17 protein-coding genes are annotated in these 20,542 nt (G+C 66.1%); 8 read left to right on the plus strand and 9 right to left on the minus strand.

Annotated elements, in window-relative coordinates; all coding sequences use genetic code 11:
- Window positions 1–60 precede the first annotated feature (60 nt).
- Window positions 61–630, plus strand: a complete 570-nt coding sequence (locus tag N7422_RS22725) for a DUF6436 domain-containing protein (RefSeq protein WP_279808645.1) — start codon at window positions 61–63, stop codon at window positions 628–630.
- Here N7422_RS22725 and N7422_RS22730 read toward each other — a convergent pair.
- The gene (locus N7422_RS22730; RefSeq protein ID WP_279808646.1) at window positions 609–1,175 is read right to left on the minus strand and encodes a sugar O-acetyltransferase; all 567 of its coding nucleotides are present in this window, start codon (window positions 1,173–1,175) and stop codon (window positions 609–611) included. The genes N7422_RS22725 and N7422_RS22730 overlap by 22 nt on opposite strands.
- Before the next feature lie 88 nt (window positions 1,176–1,263).
- On the opposite strand from N7422_RS22730, the gene N7422_RS22735 reads away from it, so the two are divergent.
- Complete coding sequence (locus N7422_RS22735) at window positions 1,264–3,630, plus strand: penicillin acylase family protein (protein WP_279808647.1); 2,367 nt, start codon at window positions 1,264–1,266, stop codon at window positions 3,628–3,630.
- 49 nt (window positions 3,631–3,679) lie between these two features.
- On the opposite strand, the gene N7422_RS22740 is transcribed toward N7422_RS22735, so the two are convergent.
- Complete coding sequence (locus N7422_RS22740) at window positions 3,680–5,065, minus strand: VOC family protein (protein ID WP_279808648.1); 1,386 nt, start codon at window positions 5,063–5,065, stop codon at window positions 3,680–3,682.
- A gap of 213 nt (window positions 5,066–5,278) precedes the next feature.
- Window positions 5,279–6,169: a LysR family transcriptional regulator gene (locus tag N7422_RS22745; RefSeq protein ID WP_279808649.1), complete on the minus strand. Its 891-nt coding sequence runs from the start codon at window positions 6,167–6,169 to the stop codon at window positions 5,279–5,281.
- Between the two features lie 136 nt (window positions 6,170–6,305).
- Between N7422_RS22745 and N7422_RS22750 the strand changes: the two genes are divergently transcribed.
- Together N7422_RS22750 and N7422_RS22755 are read left to right on the plus strand one after the other, a co-directional pair.
- Window positions 6,306–7,796: an aldehyde dehydrogenase family protein gene (locus N7422_RS22750; protein WP_279808650.1), complete on the plus strand. Its 1,491-nt coding sequence runs from the start codon at window positions 6,306–6,308 to the stop codon at window positions 7,794–7,796.
- Between the two features lie 149 nt (window positions 7,797–7,945).
- Window positions 7,946–9,232, plus strand: a complete 1,287-nt coding sequence (locus N7422_RS22755) for an FAD-binding oxidoreductase (protein ID WP_279808651.1) — start codon at window positions 7,946–7,948, stop codon at window positions 9,230–9,232.
- A 131-nt stretch (window positions 9,233–9,363) separates the two neighbouring features.
- On the opposite strand, the gene N7422_RS22760 is transcribed toward N7422_RS22755, so the two are convergent.
- Window positions 9,364–10,791 carry a mechanosensitive ion channel domain-containing protein gene (locus N7422_RS22760; RefSeq protein ID WP_279808652.1) on the minus strand — a complete coding sequence of 476 codons (1,428 nt, stop codon included), beginning with the start codon at window positions 10,789–10,791 and terminating at the stop codon, window positions 9,364–9,366.
- Between the two features lie 315 nt (window positions 10,792–11,106).
- On the opposite strand from N7422_RS22760, the gene ycaC reads away from it, so the two are divergent.
- The 3 genes from ycaC to N7422_RS22775 all read left to right on the plus strand — a co-directional run bounded on the left by ycaC (window position 11,107) and on the right by N7422_RS22775 (window position 14,380).
- Window positions 11,107–11,736, plus strand: a complete 630-nt coding sequence (gene ycaC, locus N7422_RS22765; RefSeq protein WP_279808653.1) for an isochorismate family cysteine hydrolase YcaC — start codon at window positions 11,107–11,109, stop codon at window positions 11,734–11,736.
- 56 nt (window positions 11,737–11,792) lie between these two features.
- The gene (locus tag N7422_RS22770; RefSeq protein WP_279808654.1) at window positions 11,793–12,344 is read left to right on the plus strand and encodes an antibiotic biosynthesis monooxygenase; all 552 of its coding nucleotides are present in this window, start codon (window positions 11,793–11,795) and stop codon (window positions 12,342–12,344) included.
- A gap of 197 nt (window positions 12,345–12,541) precedes the next feature.
- Window positions 12,542–14,380: an amidohydrolase gene (locus N7422_RS22775; RefSeq protein WP_279808660.1), complete on the plus strand. Its 1,839-nt coding sequence runs from the start codon at window positions 12,542–12,544 to the stop codon at window positions 14,378–14,380.
- Between the two features lie 98 nt (window positions 14,381–14,478).
- On the opposite strand, the gene N7422_RS22780 is transcribed toward N7422_RS22775, so the two are convergent.
- Window positions 14,479–15,390 carry a LysR substrate-binding domain-containing protein gene (locus tag N7422_RS22780; RefSeq protein WP_279808655.1) on the minus strand — a complete coding sequence of 304 codons (912 nt, stop codon included), beginning with the start codon at window positions 15,388–15,390 and terminating at the stop codon, window positions 14,479–14,481.
- Window positions 15,391–15,788: 398 nt separating this feature from the next.
- A complete protein-coding gene (locus tag N7422_RS22785; RefSeq protein ID WP_279808656.1) occupies window positions 15,789–16,073 on the minus strand; it encodes a DUF3077 domain-containing protein in 285 nt (94 codons plus the stop codon).
- Between the two features lie 685 nt (window positions 16,074–16,758).
- Between N7422_RS22785 and N7422_RS22790 the strand changes: the two genes are divergently transcribed.
- Window positions 16,759–17,037 carry a HigA family addiction module antitoxin gene (locus N7422_RS22790; protein WP_062359945.1) on the plus strand — a complete coding sequence of 93 codons (279 nt, stop codon included), beginning with the start codon at window positions 16,759–16,761 and terminating at the stop codon, window positions 17,035–17,037.
- Between the two features lie 3 nt (window positions 17,038–17,040).
- Here N7422_RS22790 and N7422_RS22795 read toward each other — a convergent pair whose 3' ends face one another.
- The 3 genes from N7422_RS22795 to N7422_RS22805 form a co-directional block, all read right to left on the minus strand.
- Entirely contained in the window at window positions 17,041–18,828 is a 1,788-nt protein-coding gene (locus N7422_RS22795) for a monovalent cation:proton antiporter-2 (CPA2) family protein (RefSeq protein ID WP_279808657.1), read from the minus strand.
- A gap of 193 nt (window positions 18,829–19,021) precedes the next feature.
- Window positions 19,022–20,038 (minus strand): alpha/beta hydrolase, encoded by a 1,017-nt coding sequence (locus N7422_RS22800; RefSeq protein ID WP_279808658.1) that lies wholly within the window; start codon window positions 20,036–20,038, stop codon window positions 19,022–19,024.
- A gap of 31 nt (window positions 20,039–20,069) precedes the next feature.
- Entirely contained in the window at window positions 20,070–20,321 is a 252-nt protein-coding gene (locus N7422_RS22805; protein ID WP_279808659.1) for a DUF2790 domain-containing protein, read from the minus strand.
- Window positions 20,322–20,542: the final 221 nt, after the last annotated feature.

Raw genomic sequence — 20,542 nt, forward strand, 5'->3', positions numbered from 1 at the left:
CAACTCTGATCGCTGTGGAACGGGCAAGCCCGCTCCCACAGGGAAGCCTGCGGATCACCCATGCCAACCCGACACGCCAAGTCATTCTTCGGCATCCTCGCCGCCCTGCTCTGCGCCGCCGCCCTGTGGTGGGCCTACGACAGCTTCCAGTCCCGCTACCTGCGTCCGTTCGACAACCAGGCCACCTTCTTCGACGGCAGCCAGCTGCGCCTGCCGCCCGAGTTGGCGGGCCCAGGCCCGATCCGTGTGGTGCACTTCTGGGATCCGGCCTGCCCGTGCAACGTCGGCAATCAGCAGCACCTGGGCGAACTGGTGGCGCACTTCGCGCCGCTGGGCGTCAGTTTCCATGTGCTGCAAAAAGCCGGCAGCCATGGCCAGCTGCCGGCCAGCCTCGACGCGCTCAAACCCCTGGCCAGCTTGCCCGGCAGCGATTACCTGCCGGCCACGCCTGCCGTGGCGATCTGGGACCATGACGGCAGGCTGGCCTACTTCGGGCCGTACAGCGAAGGCGCGGTGTGCAATTCGAGCAACAGCTTCATCGAGCCGATCCTCAAGGCGCTGAGCGAAGGGCGTCAGGTGCAGGCGTCCAACACCCTGGCGGTGGGCTGCTACTGTCCCTGGGCCGACTGACGCACCCGCGCCGGATTGCCCACCACCACCGCCCCCGCCGGTACATCACGGGTCACCACGCTGCCGGCGCCGACCACCGCGTTGTCGCCGATGGTCACCCCCGGCAGGATGATCGCCCCGCCGCCGATCCACACGTTGTCGCCGATGATCACCGGGCGCCCGCTCTCAAGGCCGCTGCGGCGCAGTTCAGGATTCAGCGGGTGGTCGGCGGTGTAGATCTGCACCGCCGGGGCGATCTGGCAGTCGGCGCCGATGCGCACCGGCAGCACGTCGAGGATCACGCAGTTGAAGTTCATGAACGTGTTGGCGCCCACGCTGATGTTGTAGCCGTAGTCGCAGTGGAACGGCGGGCGGATCACCACCCCTGCGCCGACGCTGGCGAAGTGCGCCTGCAGCAGGTCATGGCGCGTTTGGTTGGGCAGCTCGCCGCTGCCGTTGTAGCGGTGCATCCACAGCCGGTTGGCGGTCTGCTCGGCCTGCAGCTCGGGGCAGCCGGCGTGGTAGAGCTGGCCGGCCAGCATCTTCTGTTTTTCGCTGAGGGACATGGAAACTCCTTGTGGGGGACTATGCTCATTTCGCGAATCCGCCGATGATCGGACCACATTTTTCCCCTCGAGTGCACAAGGAGTCTCGATGAAGCGCAGCCTGACCCTGCTGGCGGTTGTGATTGCCGTGGCCGCCGCTGGCACCGGTTACTGGTACGTGCGGGGCAAGCAGCCCCAGCGTGAGGGCGAAGTGGTCATCGCCGGGCTGCAGGCGCCGGTCAGCGTGCGTTTCGATGCCCGCGGCGTGCCGCACCTGCAGGCGCAGAACGAGCAAGACCTGTACCGCGCGCTGGGTTATGTGCACGCCCAGGACCGGCTGTTCCAGATGGAGATCATGCGCCGTCTGGCCCGTGGCGAGCTGGCCGAGGTGCTGGGGGAGAAGCTGCTGCCCACCGACACCCTGTTCCGCAGCCTGCGCATTCGCGATCAGGCGGCGCTGATGGCGCGGCGACAGGACCCGCGGTCACCGGCCTTGCAAGCGCTGCAGGCTTACCTGGATGGCGTCAACCAGTGGCAGGCCAGCCATCCGAAGCCGATGGAGTTCGACCTGCTCGGCATTCCCGCCCGCCCCTTCACCGCCGAGGACACCCTGAGCATCGCCGGCTACCTCGCCTACAGCTTCGCCGCGGCGTTTCGCACCGAGCCCGCGCTGACCTACATTCGCGACCAGCTCGGCCCCGAATACCTGAAGATCTTCGACCTCGACTGGCACCCGGACGGTGCCCTGGCCACACCGCTGGCCAGCGCCGACTGGCGCAGCCTGGAGCAGCTGGCACACCTGAGCCAGGACGCCCTGGGCGATGCCGGCATCCCGCAGTTCGAAGGCAGCAACGCCTGGGCCGTGTCCGGCAGCCATACGCGCAGCGGCCGCCCGCTGCTGGCCGGCGACCCGCACATCGCCTTCGCCGTGCCGGCGGTCTGGTACGAGGCCGAGCTGTCGGCGCCGGGCTTCAACCTGTATGGCTACTTCCAGGCACTGAACCCGTTCGCGCTGCTCGGTCATAACCGTGATTTCGGCTGGAGCCTGACCATGTTCCAGAACGACGATGTCGACCTGATCGCGGAACAGACCCATCCGGGCGATCCCGAGCAAGTCATGGTCGATGGCCGTTGGCAGCCGCTGGAAAAGACCGAGCAGAACATCGCGGTGAAAGGCGAAGACCCCGTCACCATCACCCTGCGCCGGTCGCCCCACGGCCCGATCGTCAACAACGTGCTGGGCGATACCGCCGGGCCCACGCCCATCGCCATGTGGTGGGCGTTCCTGGAAACCGAGAACCCGATTCTCGAGGGCTTCTACCAGATCAACCGCGCCGACACCCTGGCCAAGATGCGCGAGGCGGCGACCCAGGTCCAGGCGCCGGGTCTGAACCTGGTGTGGGCCAACGCCAAGGGCGACATTGGCTGGTGGGCGGCGGCGCGGCTGCCGATCCGCCCGGATGGGGTCAATCCGGCGTTCATCCTCGACGGCAGCACCGGCCAGGCCGACAAGCCCGGGTTCTACCCGTTCAGCGCCAATCCCCAGCAGGAGAACCCGGCCAGCGGCTACATCGTCTCGGCCAACCATCAGCCACCGGCGACCATCCCGGTGCCCGGCTACTACAACCTGGCCGACCGCGGTCGCCAGCTCGATCGTCGCCTGAACGATCCGGATATCCGGTGGGACACCCAGAACAGCCAGGCCCTGCAACTGGACACCAGCACCGATTACGGTCCGCGCACCCTGGCGCCGCTGCTGGCTACCCTGCGCGGCGTCGCCCAGGGCGATGAAGAGAAGGAGCTGGTCGAGCAACTGGCCGCCTGGCGTGGCGACTACCCGCTGGATTCGACCAGCGCCACGCTGTTCAACCAGTTTCTCTACGAACTGGCCTTCGCCGCCCTGCACGACGAGCTGGGCGACACCTGGTTCCCCGTGCTGATCGGCACCCGCGCCATCGACGCCGCCCTGCCGCGCCTGGCCGCCGATCCGTCATCGCCGTGGTGGAACCTGCGCGGCGGCAGCGAGCACAGCGACCGCAGCGCCGTGGTACGCCTGGCCTGGCAGCGCACCCTCAAGCACCTGCGCGAAACGTTGGGCAAGGATTCGGCCAGCTGGCAGTGGGGCAAGGCCCATACCCTCACGCACAACCATCCGCTGGGGGTGAAGAAACCACTGAACCTGCTGTTCAACGTTGGCCCGTTCGCCGCACCCGGCAGCCATGAAGTACCGAACAACCTGTCGGCGAAGATCGGCCCGGCGCCCTGGCCGGTCACCTATGGACCGTCGACCCGGCGCCTGATCGATTTCGCCGATGCCGGTGCGGCGCTGACCATCAACCCGGTCGGGCAGAGCGGGGTACCGTTCGATCGGCACTATGACGACCAGGCCGAGGACTATATCCAGGGGCGCTATCACAAAGTGCGCATGGGGGTGATCCCGGCGCAGAGCACATTGCGCCTGTTGCCCGGCGAATGAGGGTGCAAAGGAGGGGCTGGCGCGCAGCCCTTTCCAGACGATCCCGGATTTACAGCGCGGCCAGGCCCAGTGCCTGGGCGCATGCCTGCAGCGACCGGCGCTCGCTCTGGGCATACAACGCCAGTTCATCCTGCACGCTCAGCCCGAGCGCCGCCTCGAAGGCATCCCGATTGGCATTGCTGCCGTAATCGGCCTGTCCATCGTCCCCCAGGTTGGACTGGAAGATCCCCGCCGCGCTTACCGGCAGAAAGTCTTCGTACACCAGTGCCTCGAAATGCACATGCCCGGCGTCGATCAGCCCTTGCAGGCTGTCCGGGCGCTGGGGCTGTCCGCGTGCCGCCAGCCCCTGCTCGGTGGCGAAATAGCGGAAGTACGCCAGCCCCTGTTCGCGCATCTGCGCCAGGTCATCGGGGAACGCGACGAAGTGCTCCTTGAGCAATCCCATGTAGCGCTCGGCGTTGGCATCGGTCGGTGCGCCGCCCAAGGCCGCACGGGTCGCATCGAGCAGGCGGTCGTACAGCTGGCGCCCCTTGGGCGTGAGCGCCGCGCCACGTTGTTCGATTTCGCCGAAGCGCGCCGTGTGGCTGCCTTGCGCATCGCTGAAGGCGACCTTTTCCTGCAGGGCCTTGAAGCTGGTCTGGCGCAGCAGGATCGGGTAGCGCCGGGTGGGTGGGCCTTCGACCACGGCTTTCGGTGGAATGCCCTTGGCCGGCATGCCCAGCTGGATCGCGTCGATGTCCAGGGTGCGCGGAGTCAGGTGGTTGATATGCGGGCCCTTGAACGCCACCACGTCGGCGATCAGCCGGTGCTGGTCGTGCAGCTGCTGGTACTGCTCGGCGGTGACGGTGGCCTCCTGGTGCCAACGGAAGGTGTGCAGCGCCTCGTAGACGAAGGTGTCGGCGTCGGCCTGGCTCAGGCCACCTTCGCGCTCGCATTGGGCGATCAGTTCCAGCACGCGCGCAGTGAAGATCTGTCGTTTGGCCAGAATGCGCTGGGCCAGTTCGCGCAGCTGCGGGTTATCGATCAGCTCCAGGCGCAGCAGCGAAGTGAACACGCGGAACGGGCTGATGTGCAGCGACTGTTCGTGCACGGCACGGAATGCGGTGGAGTGCACCGGCACGCCGGCCGAGCTCAGGTCGTAGTAGCCCACAGGTTCCATGCCCATCACCGCGAACAGGCGGGCGATGGTGGCCAGTTCTTCGGCAGTGCCGACGCGGATGGCGCCGTGGCGCTCCTGGTCGAGGCGCTCGATCTCGCCGGTCCAGCGCAAGGCCTCGGCCACCTTGGGCTGCGCGGCCATGACCTGCTGGTTGATTTCGCTCACCAGCTCGAGCAGCGTGCCGTACAGGGGGACTTCCTGCTTGTACATGAGCGACATGGCGGCAGAGAACTGCGCGCGAATGCTGTCGGGGCTGACGAAATCGTGGGCGGGCATCGCAAGCTTCCTGGGTGAGTGGAGGACACTTACATGAAAACTGGGAATGGAGTTGCCGTTAAAGCGAAAAAAAGTGCGGGTTTCATTCCTTTTTTGATCGACCTGTTAGGGCCATGGGGCTGCTGCGCAGCCCTTTCGCTCCTACATGGAAACGCACTCGCCTGTAGGAGCGGCCTTGTGTCGCGAAAGGGCCGCAAAGCGGCCCCGGCGATCTCAAGCCTGCAGTTGCTCGCGAACCCACTCCACCAACGCCCGTACCTTCGGCACCTCCGCCGCATGCTCGGCATACGCCAGGTAATGCGCGCCATTGCTCTTCATCGCATGGTCCCAGGCCAGCACCAGGCTGCCCTCGGCCAACTCCCTGGCCACCAGGTAACGCGGCACCAGCGCCACCCCGCATCCTGCCTGCGCCGCGCTCAACGCCATGTAGAACGTATCGAAACGCGGCCCGTGGTAGCTGTTGTCGGTATGCAGCCCTTGCTCCAGGAACCACTCGTGCCACGCCTGCGGCCGCGAGGTGCTCTGCAGCAGCACCAGCGCCGCCACCGCGCCTGCGTCAGGCAGCGTGCGCCCCTGCAGCAGTTCCGGTGCGCATACCGGCACCACCTCTTCGCCGAACAGCTCGACGCAGGTCGCCCCGGGCCATGTGCCCTGGCCGTAGAAGAACACCACGTCGGCCGAACCCTGCAGCAGGGCGAACGGCTCCATCTCGTTACGGATGTCCAGGTGGATGTTCGGGTGGCGCTTGCCGAAGCCCTTGAGATGCGGGATCAGCCAGCGCACGCCGAAACTCGGTTGAGTGGCTACCTTCAATACTTCGGTCTGCGAGCCATAGCTCAGGACATAACGGCTGGACATGTCCACCTGGGTGAGGATCTTGTTCACCTCGGCCAGGTACAGGCTGCCGGCGGGCGTCAGTTGCAGGCGCCGGCGGATGCGCAGGAACAGGTGGTGGCGCAGCATCTCCTCGAGCTGCGCCACCTGCTTGCTCACCGCGCTCTGGGTCAGGTGCAGTTCCTCGGCGGCGCGGGTGAAGCTCAGGTGGCGGGCTGCGGCTTCGAAGCACTGCAGGGCGGTCATGGACGGTACCAGGCGTTTGGACATAAGCGGTCTCGGCGGCTGAAATCATTACCTGGCGGAATGATATGCGGAATAAAGGTCGTTTGTTGCACCTGTGTAATCGGATTAATACTGACCCACATCATTTTCCAACCCTTCACCCGATGAAAGGAGAAGCACAATGGTTGCTGCATTGCTCGAGCGCCTTGGCGTTGCCGCCGCGGCTCACACCCAGGGTGACTACCCTGTTCACACCCCGATCGACGGCAGCCAGATCGCCTCGGTGAAACTGCTCGGCAAGGCCGACACCATCGCCCGCATCGACCAGGCGCAGCAGGCCTTCGAAGTCTGGCGCAACGTGCCGGCCCCACGGCGTGGCGAGCTGGTGCGCCTGTTCGGCGAAGTGCTGCGCGAGCACAAGGCCGACCTCGGCGAACTGGTCTGCATCGAAGCCGGCAAGATCACCCAGGAAGGCCTGGGCGAAGTGCAGGAAATGATCGACATCTGCGACTTTGCCGTCGGCCTGTCGCGCCAGTTGTACGGCCTGACCATCGCCTCCGAGCGTCCGGGGCACCACATGCGTGAAAGCTGGCATCCGCTGGGCGTGGTCGGCGTGATCAGCGCCTTCAACTTCCCGGTGGCGGTGTGGTCCTGGAACACCGCGCTGGCGCTGGTGGCCGGCAATTCGGTGGTGTGGAAACCGTCCGAGAAGACGCCGTTGACCGCGCTGGCCTGCCAAGCCTTGTTCGAAAAAGCCCTGAAAGCCTTCGGCGATGCGCCGGTCGGCCTGGCGCAACTGGTGATCGGCGGGCGCGAAGCCGGCGAAGCCCTGGTCGACGACCCGCGCGTGCCGCTGGTCAGCGCCACCGGCAGCACCCGCATGGGCCGTGAAGTCGGACCGCGTGTCGCCGCGCGCTTCGGCCGCAGCATCCTCGAACTGGGTGGCAACAATGCCATGATCCTGACCCCGAGCGCCGACCTGGACCTGGCCGTGCGTGGCATCCTCTTCTCCGCCGTCGGCACCGCCGGCCAGCGCTGCACCACCCTGCGCCGCCTGATCGTCCACCGCTCGCTCAAGGACGAAGTGGTGGCCCGGGTCAAAGCCGCCTACGGCAAGGTGCGCATCGGTGACCCGCGCCAGGACAACCTGGTCGGCCCGCTGATCGACAAGCAGTCGTTCGATGCCATGCAGGGCGCGCTGGCCAAAGCCCGCGACGAAGGCGGCCAGGTGTTCGGCGGCGAGCGCCAGCTGGCCGAGCAGTACCCGAACGCCTACTACGTCTCGCCCGCCATCGCCGAGATGCCGGCGCAGAGCGATGTGGTGCGCCACGAGACCTTCGCGCCGATCCTCTACGTACTGGCCTACGACGACTTCGAAGAGGCCCTGCGCCTGAACAACGAAGTACCGCAAGGCTTGTCGTCGTGCATCTTCACCACCGACATTCGCGAGGCCGAGCGCTTCCAGAGCGCCTCGGGCAGCGACTGCGGCATCGCCAACGTCAACATCGGCACCAGCGGTGCGGAGATCGGCGGGGCGTTCGGTGGCGAGAAGGAGACCGGTGGTGGGCGTGAGTCCGGGTCGGATGCCTGGAAGGGTTACATGCGCCGGCAGACCAATACCGTGAACTATTCGCGTGAGCTGCCGCTGGCGCAGGGCATCGTGTTCGACTGATGATCGTGGGCGGGGGCTGACGCCCCCGAATCGCGGCGCAAGGCCGCTCCCACAGGATTCGGCGCGATTCCTGTGGGAGCGGCCTTGTGTCGCGAAAGGGCCGCGAAGCGGCCCCAGAGGCAAATAAGAACAATCGCTGGAGCCGGGCCATGTCCGAACTGCGTCAAGAATGTCTGTGGGAGTTCGTCACCAAACCGACCGTCGCCGCCCAGGCCCTGGCCGGCGAGCACAAGGCCGACGTCTGCGTGATCGGCGGTGGCATCACCGGCCTGTCCGCGGCGATCCACCTGTTGGAGCAGGGCAAGTCGGTGATCCTGCTGGAGGCCTGGAAGATCGGCCACGGCGGCTCAGGACGCAACGTCGGCCTGGTCAACGCCGGCACCTGGATCCGCCCCGACGATGTCGAGGTCACCCTTGGCCGCCAACGGGGCAGCCGTTTGAACAAGGTGCTCGGTGAAGCCCCAGGCGAAGTCTTCGCCATGATCGAGCGCCTGGGGATCGACTGCCAGGCCCAACACAAAGGCACCCTGCACATGGCGCACAACGCCACCGGCATCGCCGACCTCGAGGCCCGCCACCAGCAATGGACCCGGCGCGGCGCCGACGTCGAACTGCTGACCGGCGCGCAATGCCAGCAATACTGCGGTACCGACAAGATTTCCGCCGCGCTGCTCGACCGCCGCGCCGGCACCATCAACCCCATGGCTTATACACAGGGCCTGGCCGCCGCCGTGACCGGGCTGGGCGGCAAGCTGTTCCAGCAGTCCTCGGTGGAGGGGCTGGAGCGCGACGGCGATGGTTGGCAGGTGAAGACCGCCCGTGGCGCGGTGCGCGCCGACAAGGTGGTGATCTCCACTGGCGCCTACACCGAAGGCGACTGGAGCCATCTGCAGAAGCACTTCTTCCGTGGCTACTACTACCAGGTCGCCTCCAAGCCCCTGCATGGCGCCGCAGCCGACAAGGTTCTGCCCCATGGCCAGGGCTCGTGGGACACCCGCACCGTGCTCAGCAGCATCCGTCGCGACGACCAGGGCCGCCTGCTGCTCGGCAGCCTGGGGCGTGTGGACAACAAGCCGGCGTGGTTCGTGCGCAGCTGGGCCGACCGCATCCAGAGTCATTACTACCCGCAGCTGGGCAAGGTCGAGTGGGAGATGCACTGGACCGGCTGCATCGACTTCACTCCGGACCACCTGATGCGCCTGTTCGAGCCGGCGCCAGGGCTGGTGGCGGTGACCGGCTACAACGGCCGGGGCAATACCACCGGCACGGTGATCGGCCGGGCGTTCGCCGAGTTCCTGCTCAAGGATGATCCGGACAGCCTGCCGATTCCGTTCTCGCCGATGAAACCGGTGAGCGCGCCGTCGCTGCGCACGGCGTTCTACGAGTCGGGGTTCTCGCTGTATCACGCGGGGCAGTGCCTGCGGGTGGTGCTGTAGGCTCTGGCGCTCCTGTAGGAGCGGCCCCAGCGATTCTTGCTTCAACACTGAAACCCTGGGGCTGCTGCGCAGCCCTTTCCGACCGGTCCGACGCCTCGGCAAGGCCGCTCCTACAGGGGATGGGGGCTTGGCTACTTGTGCAACCAGCTCAGGAACCCACCTTTCTTCACCACCGCCGGTTTCTGCAGCAGCAGTGACTCGCGTTTCTGCCGCCGGAACCGCTGCAGCTTAGTCAGCGCCGACTTCACATCACCACTCTCGGTCAGGCAACCGCGTACCTGTTCCTTGTCGATACGGTAGAGCATGCAACTGCTCAGGGCACGAAACTCGACAGGCGAGGCCTCGTCATCCACCAGGCCTTCGAGCGCCAGCACTTCCCCCGGCCCCATGCGCCCGCCTTCGATCAGGCGCTCGCCGTCGCGCACCGATGCCAGCACCACGCCGCGACTGATCAGCAACACGTGCTCCGAGCGCTCGCCAATGCCGAGAATGACCTGGTCGGCCAGGTACTCCACCGTGGTCATGCGCTGGCTCAAGGCGTCGCGTTCCTCGTTGCTCAGCGAGCGGAACACCCGCACCTCGTCCAGCAGGTCGCGTTGGCGACTGCGCGCGGGGCTGCCCAGGTCGGTGTTCCAGGTGACCCCGCTGGCCTCCAGATGACGGTGGGCCAGGTCGAACAGCTGGTTGCGTACTTCGGTCTTGCGCCCCATGTCGGCAATGAAACCGCTGGCTTCGTACTCCACCGATTCCAGCGTCGAGGCCTTCACCGTGACCTTGGGCGCCGGCTTGTCCAGCAGCATGCTGGTGCCTTGCAGGGTCTTCTCCAGTGCATCGAACACCCGCTGCGGACGCGCCTTGGCGGGCACCACAACGCTGATCGACACCCCATGCACCTCGGCCGGACGGCTGAAGTTGAGGATCTTGGCCTTGGCGGCCACCGAGTTGGGGATCACCGCCAGGCTGCTGTTACCGGTGATCAACCGGGTGGCGCGCCAATCGATGTCGACCACCTTGCCTTCGGTGCCGTCTATGGAGATGGAGTCGCCGATCTGGTAGGGCCGCGTGGTGTTCAGCACGATGCCGGAGAACACGTCGGCCAGCGTGCTCTGCAACGCCAGGCCGATGACGATGGCCATTACCCCGGAGGTCGCCAGCAGCCCCTTGACCGGCAACTGCATCACGTAGGCCGCCGCCGCCACCACGGCGGCGAGGAAGATCAGCGCCCCGAGCACGTCCTGCAGCAGGCGCCCGCCATGGCTGCCGCGCGCCACCAGCAGCAGGCCGAACACCACCGTGACCGTGCGCGCGCCGAACAGCCACCAGCCGATCGCCAGCACCGTGGCCATGAGGTTGCGCGCCACATCGTCGACCCAGGGGGGCGGTTGCAGCGGGCTCATCCCGGCGGCCAGCAGTACCCAACTGAACAGCAGGAAGGTCGCCAGTCGCGAGGCGATGCGCCAGGCGTGCCGATGCACCGGGATCAGGTGCCAGAGCAGCAGGTCGAGCAGGATCAGCAGGGTGCCGAGCAACAACGGGTATGACTGGATGAAGGCCAGCATGATGGTCTCGGTGCGGGGGAGGGCTGTGGGTAGTAATAGAGCAGGTTGTGGTGTCAGGCAATGGGGCGGCGATGGTGCCGGTGGCCTCTTCGCCGGTAAACCCGCTCCCACAGGTTTCTCACTGCCCTCAAGGCCTGCGTGGTCCCTGTGGGAGCGGGTTTGCCCGCGAAGAGGCGAGCGCGATCTATCGTTCATGAAATAGAACGCTAAAGCCAAATTTCGCTATCTAGTGCCACAAAGGTCCCGGTTTTAATCTTCTCCCATCAACGCGAAACACCCAACCCACTGAAGATCGAAACCCAAGGAGCACCGGCAATGAACAACTTCAAATACAACCGCCTGAACAAAGACGACGCCGCCGTACTGCTGGTCGACCACCAGGCTGGTCTGCTGTCCCTGGTCCGCGACATCGATCCGGACCGCTTCAAGAACAATGTGCTGGCCCTGGCGGACCTGGCCAAGTACTTCAACCTGCCGACCATCCTCACCACCAGCTTCGAGCAAGGCCCCAACGGCCCGCTGGTGCCGGAACTCAAAGCGCTGTTCCCGGACGCCCCGTACATCGCCCGCCCAGGCCAGATCAATGCCTGGGACAACGAAGACTTCGTCAAGGCGGTGAAGGCCACCGGCAAGAAGCAATTGATCATCGCCGGCGTGGTGACCGAGGTGTGCGTGGCCTTCCCGGCGCTGGCGGCCCTGGAAGAAGAGTTCGATGTGTTCGTGGTGACCGACGCCTCCGGCACCTTCAACGAGATGACCCGCGATGCCGCCCACGACCGCATGAGCCAGGCCGGCGCGCAACTGATGACCTGGTTCGGCGTGGCCTGTGAGCTGCACCGCGACTGGCGCAACGACGTCGAAGGGCTGGCGGCGCTGTTCTCCAACCATATCCCCGACTACCGTAACCTGATCACCAGCTACAACGCCCTGACCGCCGGCAAGTAAGCCGCCTCGCCAGGCGCCCGCCCGGCGCCTGGCCCATCCAGCCCAGGTACACCGCGATGAACAACAGCACCGTGGTCACGCTGGTCATCCAGCACAAGGTCCGCGCCGAGGCCCTGGCGCGCTACGAAACGTGGCTGCGACACACCGTCGGCGTGGCCCGCCAGCAACCAGGGCACCTGGACGTGAACGTGATTCGCCCCGACGACGGTGGTCGCCAGTTCACCACCGTGGTGCGCTTCGCCGAGGCCAGCCAGTTGCAAGCCTGGGTCGATTCCGCCGAGCGTCAGGCGCTGGTGGCCGAAGTGCTGCCGCTGCTGGAGGAGGGCGACCAGACCCAGGTGCATGACGACCCGGAATTCTGGTTCACCCCGGCCACCACCGGCGCGGCGCAACCGCCGCGCTGGAAGCAGGCCGTGCTCACCTACCTGGTGATCTGCCCGCTGACCCTGCTGGTGCCGGTGCTGCTGGCGCCGCTGTTCGAGCGCTTCCCGGCGTTGGGCGCGCGGTTGCCGAGCAACCTGCTGATAAACCTCGGCGTCATCCTCCCGGTGGTGTTCTTCATCATGCCCTGGGTGACCCGCCGCTGTGCCGCCTGGCTGCGCCGCTGAGCGCCGGCCAGGTTCCATTGCTAGCCTTAACCGCCTGCCGATCACTCGTCCGAAGGGAGAGCACCATGAGCCAGGATCCCACCGACCAGAGCCGCCGCAAGTTCCTCGCCACCGGCACCGTGCTTGGCGCCGCTGGCGCGCTGTGGAGCGCGTTGCCGTTCACCGATTCCGCTCACGCCGCAACTTCAGGAGATCCCATGACCGCCGACCTCATCCTGTTCAACGGCAAGCTGCATACCGTTGATCGCGAGAAACCCAACGCCAGCGCCGTGGCCATCAAGGACGGCAAGTTCATCGCCGTGGGCAGCGATGCCGAAGCCATGGCCCACAAGGGCGCCAGCACGCAGATCATCGACCTCAAGCAGCGCACGGTGATTCCGGGCCTGAACGACTCGCACCTGCACCTGATCCGCGGCGGCCTGAACTACAACCTCGAGCTGCGCTGGGAGGGCGTGCCGTCGCTGGCCGACGCCTTGCGCATGCTCAAGGACCAGGCCGAGCGCACGCCGACCCCACAGTGGGTGCGCGTGGTCGGCGGCTGGAACGAATTCCAGTTCGCCGAGAAACGCATGCCCACGCTGGAGGAGATCAACCAGGCCGCGCCGGACACCCCGGTGTTCCTGCTGCACCTCTACGACCGCGCGCTGCTCAACCGCGCCGCGCTCAAGGCCGTGGGCTACACCAAAGACACGCCCAATCCGCCGGGTGGCGAGATCCAGCGCGACAAGTTCGGCAACCCCACCGGCATGCTCATCGCCCGGCCCAACGCCACCATTCTCTACGCCACCCTGGCCAAGGGGCCGAAGCTGCCGCTGGAGTACCAGGTCAACTCCACCCGCCAGTTCATGCGCGAGCTCAACCGCCTCGGCCTGACCAGCGCCATCGATGCCGGTGGCGGCTACCAGAACTATCCGGACGACTACCAGGTGATTCAGGAGTTGGCCGACAACGACCAGCTGACCGTGCGCATCGCCTACAACCTGTTCACCCAGAAGCCCAAGGAAGAGCTGGCCGACTTCAAGAACTGGACGCAGAAGGTCAAGCCCGGCGACGGCAACGACTTCTTCCGCCACAACGGTGCCGGCGAGATGCTGGTGTTTTCCGCCGCCGACTTCGAGGACTTCCTCGAGCCGCGCCCGGACCTGCCGCAGACCATGGAGCAAGAGCTGGAGCCGGTGGTGCGCCACCTGGTCGAGCAGCGCTGGCCGTTCCGCCTGCACGCTACCTATGACGAATCGATCTCGCGCATGCTCGACGTGTTCGAGAAGGTCAACCGCGACATCCCGTTCAACGGCCTGCCGTGGTTCTTCGACCACTGCGAGACCATCACCCCGAAGAACATCGAACGGGTGCGGGCGCTCGGCGGTGGCATCGCCATCCAGGACCGCATGGCCTTCCAGGGCGAGTACTTCGTCGATCGCTACGGTGCCAAGGCTGCCGAGAAGACTCCACCGATCCAGCGCATGCTCGCCGAGGGCGTGCCGGTCGGCGCCGGTACCGATGCCACCCGTGTGTCCAGCTACAACCCGTGGACTTCGCTGTACTGGCTGGTCAGCGGCAAGACCGTGGGTGGCCTGGCGCTGTATCCGGAGGGCCTGAGCCGGGCGACCGCGCTGCAGCTGTTCACCCATGGCAGTGCCTGGTTCTCCAGCGAGCAGGGCAAGAAGGGGCAGATCAAGGTCGGCCAGTTGGCCGACCTGGCGGCGTTGTCGCTGGATTTCTTCAGCGTCGATGAAGAGGCGATCAAGGGCATCGAGTCGGTGCTGACCGTGGTCGACGGCAAGGTGGTGTATGGCGCCGCCGAGTTCGACAAGCTCGGGCCGGTGCAGGTGCCGGTGTTGCCCGAGTGGTCGCCGGTGGTCAAGGTGCCGGGGCACTGGCGCGCCGGTGCGCCGCTGGCGGCGGCGCTGCACCAGTGCGTCGGGCCGTGCGGGGTGCATGCCCACAGCCATGAGAAGGCGCGGCATTCCAGTGTGCCGGTGAGCGATTACCAGGGCTTCTGGGGGGCGCTGGGCTGTTCCTGCTTTGCGTTCTGAGCACAGCGGGGCCGCTTCGCGGCCCATTCGCTGGCAAGCCAGCGGCCTCTGTGGGAGCCGGCTTGCCGGTGATGGGGCCGGACCTGCTGGAGGCGTTATCAGGCCATGTCACTGATGGAAAATTCCTCGGCCAGATGATCGATCAACGACCGCACCGACGGCAGCAACCCCCGCCGCGACGGGAAGATCGCATGGACGATGCCGCAACGCGGATGCCAGCCTGGCACCATCTCCACCAACCGACCCGCCGCCAGGTCCTCGCGCACCGCCACCCTGGGCAGGTGCGCGATCCCCACGCCCGCTACCACGAAATGCCGCAGCGCGAACAGGTCGTCGGTGACCATCCGCGGTGTGTGCGGGATCACCAGGCTGCGGCTCATGTCCTCGCCCTGGAACAGCTCCCACTGGTATTCACGCTGGGCGCCGCCCCAATGCACGCTGGGCAGCTCACTGAGCTGCTGCGGGTCAAAGCCTTTCGCAAGCTGTTCGCGGAACGACGGATGCCCGACCAGGCACTGGGTGCTGTTGCTCAGCACCTTCATCACCATGTCGGTGTTCTCCAGCGGCGGGAAGCGTACCCGCAGCGCCACGTCGAAGCCTTCGTGCAGCAGATCGACGCGGCGGTTGGTGCTCTCGATGAACAGCTCTACCTGCGGGTACTTGAGCATGTAGCGGGTCAGCATCGGCCCGACCCAGGAATTGAGCAGGGTGGTCGGGCAGCTGATGCGCACCAGCCCGCGTGGTTCGCTGCGGTTGCGTTCGATGATCTCGGCGGCGCCCTCGGCCTCCACGCGCATGGCCAGGCAGCGGTTGTAGTAGGCCTGGCCGATCTCGGTCAGCGAGCAGTGCCGGCTGGTGCGGTGCAGCAGGCGTACGCCGAGGCGTTCCTCCAGGTCGGCGATGCGCCGGCTGAGCTTGGACTTGGGCATGTCCAGCGCCCGCCCGGCCGGGGCGAAGCCACCGTGCTCGACCACCTGGGTGAAGTAGTAGAGGGAGTTGAGGTCTTCCAAGAGCGGTCTCCGCGACGGGGCAGGGGGTGGTTCGCAGTCTACCGGGTGGTGGGGCTGGAGGGCAGGGCGACAGCTTTGTGGCGCCTATGAGATCGAGCGCCGCCCGCGCGGCGCATCGCTGGCAAGCCGGCTCCCACATCTGTTTCGGGCCAGTTATGCCTGCGCCGCCGCGGCTGTACGCCTTGTTGGTACGACGCGGTTTCAGCGTGGGCACAACTGGCGTCCCACCTGTCTCAAGACATGCACCAAGGCGGACAGCGGTACCTTCACAGGACTCACTGGCCCGAAACAGATGTGGGAGCTGGCTTGCCAGCGATGCGCCGCGCGGGCGGCGCTCGATCTCATAAGCGCTGCAAGGCCATCGGCAAGCACTTGGCGGCCCTCATGCGATCTGCTTCTCAGGACGACTCAATACCCACCAGCATTGCCTCCGTCAAACCTTCGGCCATCTCGATGCCATGCAGGCTGGCCCACAGCAGGCTCCTGCCGGTTTCATCCATATGCTCCAGCGCCTTGTAGCCGACGTTGTAGGCACTGCGCAGGTACTCGGCGACATGTACCAAGGCGTCGTGGGCGTTGATGTTGGGGTTGACCGCGAACAGCGGTGGGTGGCCGGCGTCGCATTTGCCGAAGGGGTGGTGGCGGGTGTCGGGGAGGGGCGGGTCGGGGACGATCTTTTTCATTGCAGTGATCCTCTAAGGGTTGAACCGCAACCGTCCGTTTCCACGCAGAGGGTGGCAGCCGTACGCGGGGTGGAAACCGGTTAGAGGTCAACCCGGCAGGCCAGGCGGCCTCCCGCGCACAACTGCCATTGAAGGCAATAACCCTAACCGGATTTCCACGTCCGATCGCTGAAGCGACAGCGACCGGGAGATCCTAGAGGGCATGATTTCCCCGGACAATCAGAAGGGTATCGACAGACTTTGTAGGGTATTTCTTGGGCTGTAGGCTGCACAGTAGGAAAGGCTTTCAGATCACGTAGGACATGGCTGAGCTCAGCAGATTCGAGTGTTTTTTGAACACGTTCCTTCGAGCTTGTCGGAAGCTTCTCGGTTGATCTGCTCTGCCGCTGTTGTATGGTTTCAGGCGAGCGCGAAACCAGTTGCTATCCAGTGGCGAGAACTGGCGTAGGAACCCCGTTGGTGGCTGGATCATCAGCGTAGGGTGAGACCTCGATCTGCCGTTTGAACTGGGGGCCGCTTTGCGGCCCTTTCGCGACACAAGGCCGCTCCCACAGGGATAGCGATCTCCTTTAGGAGTAACTGTCTTGCTCAGGCCCCTCAATCTGGCGCGATCGCTGTGGGAGCGGCCTTGTGTCGCGAAAGGGCTGCGTAGCAGCCCCCAAGATTCCAAGGTGAAGTGACAACCATGCACAACCCACCCCACCCCGGCGAAGCCCTGCGCGAAGACGTCCTGCCCGCCATCGGCATGAACGTCTCTTCCCTGGCCCGCCACCTGGGCTATTCACGTGGTCAGTTATCCACAGTGCTCAACGGCCACGCAGCCATTTCAGCCGACCTAGCCTATCGCCTTGAACTGGCCGGTCTTGGCAGTGCCCGTCAGTACCTGGCCGAGCAGGCGGCCTACGACCTGTGGCAGGCCGCGCACCGCGAGCATCCACCCATCGAGCGGCTGGCGTTCGCCTGAGCCTCAATCCTCATCCGACGCAAACAACCGCTCCAGCTCCACCCGCGCCTCCTTGGCCGTCTGCATCACCTTGGCCCGGTCGTCGCGCACCTGCCCCTGGGCCTCCAGCACCTGCTCGTCATGCTCGGTGAACCGGGCGATGCGATCCGCCGCCTGGGCTTCCGTCAGCCCCAGCCCGACCAGCGCCCGCCGGCTCATCTCCAGGCTGGAATGGAACGTCTCGCGAATCGGCTCGGCGCCCACGTCCACCAGCTTGTGCACGTGCTGGCGGTTGCGTGCCCGGGCGATGACCTTCAGGTGCGGGTACAGGCGCTTGATCCGTTCCGCCGTGCGGGTGGCGGCCTCGGGGTCGTCGATGGTGATGATCACGTACTCGGCTTCGCCGACCTTGGCCGCATGCAGCACCTCTGTGCGCGACGGGTCGCCGTAGAACACCGGGACCTGCTCGAACATGCGGGTCATCTCGATGGTGTCCACCGAGGTTTCCAGGGCGATGAAGGGGATCTTCTGCGCCCGCAGGATGCGCGCGACGATCTGGCCCATGCGGCCCATGCCGACGATCACCACCCGTGGCGTGCCGGCGTCGATCTGCTTGTACTGCTCGGGCACTTCACGGGCGGGCTGCGGGCGCTTGAGCGCGCGTGCGCAGCCAATCATCAGCAGCGGGGTGAGGGCCATCGACAGGGTGATGGTCATCAGCAGCAGGTCGTAGGTCAGGGTGTCGAACAGGCCCTGGTCCTTGCCCAGCTTGAATACCACGAAGGCGAACTCGCCACCGGCCGCCAGCACCATGCCCATGCGCAGCGCGCTGGCGCTGTTGAGGCCCCCGGCGAGGCGGCCGACGCCGATCAGCAGCACCAGCTTCACCGCGATCAGCAGCATGGTCATGCCCAGCAGCACCAGCGGCATCTCCAGCAGCAGGCGCAGGTTGGCGCCCATGCCGACGCTGATGAAGAACAGCCCCAGCAGCAAACCCTTGAACGGTTCGATCTGCGATTCCAGCTCGTGGCGGTATTCGGAGTCGGCCAGCAACAGACCGGCGAGGAAGGCGCCCAGAGCCATGGAAATACCGGCTTCCTCCATCAACCAGGCGGTGCCGATCACCACCAGCAGCGCGGTGGCGGTGGACACCTCCGGCAGGCCGGTGCGGGCCACGATGCGAAACAGCGGGCGCAGCAGGTAGCGGCCGCCGACGATGACGATGGCGATGCTGGCGAACACCCTCAAGCCATGTTCGAGGCTGTCGCCGTGGCTGGTGTCCGGGCCGCTGGCGGCCAACAGCGGCACCAGGGCGATCAGCGGGATCGCGGCGATGTCCTGGAACAGCAGGATGGCGAAGGCCAGGCGACCATGGGGCGCATTGAGCTGCTTGCTCTCGGCCAGGCTCTGCAGGCCCAGGGCGGTGGGCGACAGCGCCAGGCCCAGGCCGAGGACGATGGCCGCCGGCAGGCTCTGGCTGAAACCGAACAGGGCGATGGCGCCGAGCGCCGCGCCGGTCAGGACCACCTGCGCGGCGCCGACACCGAACACCGACTTGCGCATCAACCACAGGCGCCGGGGAGACAGCTCCAGGCCGATGATGAACAGCAGCAACACCACGCCCAGCTCGGAGATGTGCGCGACGCTTTCGGTGTCGCGGATCAGGCCCAGGGCCTGCGGGCCGATGGCCACGCCGGCCAGCAGATAGCCGAGTACGGCGCCCAGCTGCAGGCGCTTGGCCAGAGGCACGGCGACCACGGCGGCGAGGAGGAAGATGACGGCGGTCTGTAGAAGGCTGCCTTCGTGTGGCATTGCTCGGACTCCTTGAACTGCGGGCGGCAGCGCTTGATGCAACAGCTTATGCCATCGATGAAAGAGGCGGGCATTTTCGGGTGGAGAGGGAAACAGGACAATCCTGGGCCTGCGGGAAGCATCGTTCTGAAAGTGGGACCTTTGCTGAATCAATCGCGGGGCAAGTCGTGCCGCCGCGATGGCGATCGACCACTTATTGCAGATGGGTTCTCAGTGCCTGTGCCGCCTGGTCCATCGCACTGCGCACGCTGGGCACGGTGCTCAGCACGTTGAGCAGGCCGTAGTCATGGATCAGGCCGTTGTAGCGCACGGCGGTCACCGGCACCCCGGCGGCGTCCAGTTTGCGGGCGTAGGCTTCGCCTTCATCGCGCAGCACGTCCATCTCGGCGGTCTGCACCAGGGCCGGCGGCAGGCCTTTCAACTGTTCCAGGCTGGCGCGCAGCGGCGAGGCGTGGATGTCGTCGCGCTGGCGCGGGTCGGTGGTGTAGTTGTTCCAGAACCACTGCATCATGTTGCGGGTCAGGAAGTGACCTTCGGCGAACTGGTTGTAGGACGCGTTGTTGAAGTTGGCGTCGGTCACCGGCCACAGCAGGGCCTGGAAGCGCAGCTTCGGCGTGCCGGCCTCCTTGGCCTTCAGTGCCACTACCGCGGCCATGTTGCCGCCGACGCTGTTGCCGGCCACCGCCAGGCGGCTGCCGTCCACGCCGATCGCCTGGCCATGCTCGGCGACCCAGCGGGTGGCGGCGTAGGCCTGGTTGATTGCGGTGGGGAACCTGGCTTCCGGCGATGGCGTGTAGTCGACGTACACTGCTGCGGCCCCGGAGCCCACCACCAGGTCACGGATCAGGCGTTCGTGGGTGGGGTAGTCGCCCAGCACCCAGCCGCCGCCGTGGAAGAACATGAACACTGGCAGTTCGCCCTTGGCGCCTTCGGGCCGCACCACGCGGATCTCCAGCGGCTGGCCGTCGGCCTGGATGGTCCGGCGTTCGACGCGGATCCCCGACAGGTCGACCTTCACTCCGGCCTGGGCGCCGCTCAATACCGCACGGGCGTCCTTGGGCGAGAGGGTTTCCAACGGCTTGCCACCCCCGGCGGCCAGGGCGTCGAGAAAGCCCTGGGTGGTGTGCTCGACGCCGGGGCTGCCGGCGGCGAAGGCGCTGTTCACGGCGAGGGTCAGCAGGCCGGCGGTCAGGGTGCGGGACAGTTTCATGTTCTAGCTCCTTTGCGGGGCGAGCCGTGGCTCAGTTCTGGTTGGCGAGGACGGTGGGTTGTACGTAGCTCACGGCGCGCAGCTGGCCGCTGCTGTCGCGGTAGGTCAGGGTGGCGGTGCTGGTCTGGCCTTGGGTGCTGGTGGGGGCGTCGAGGCTGACGACCTTGGCGATGTCCAGGTCCATGCCGTAGCGGTACGGGGTGGCTTCGCTGGCGAAGCTGCTGACGCTGGTGCCGAGGGCCAGGGTGGTGACGGTGAGGGCGAAGGCTTTGCGAAGGGTCATGATCGTTCTCCGGGTTCTGCTGGGTGGGGTTGGTGACTGTTTGCTGCTTGAGCTGAATATTGCGCTCAAATATTTAGTGCACAAAATATATTTCCGCTATGACGGTGATTGAGTGCGTCTTGGCTAATTTCTGTAGGAGATCGCCCAGCCCTTTGGGCTGCGCTGTCGCGCACGGAACTGTCCCTCTGTGGGAGCGGCCTTGCGTCGCGAAAGGGGCGCGC

The organism is Pseudomonas sp. GD04091, assembly GCF_029836165.1.
Classification (GTDB): Bacteria; Pseudomonadota; Gammaproteobacteria; order Pseudomonadales; family Pseudomonadaceae; genus Aquipseudomonas.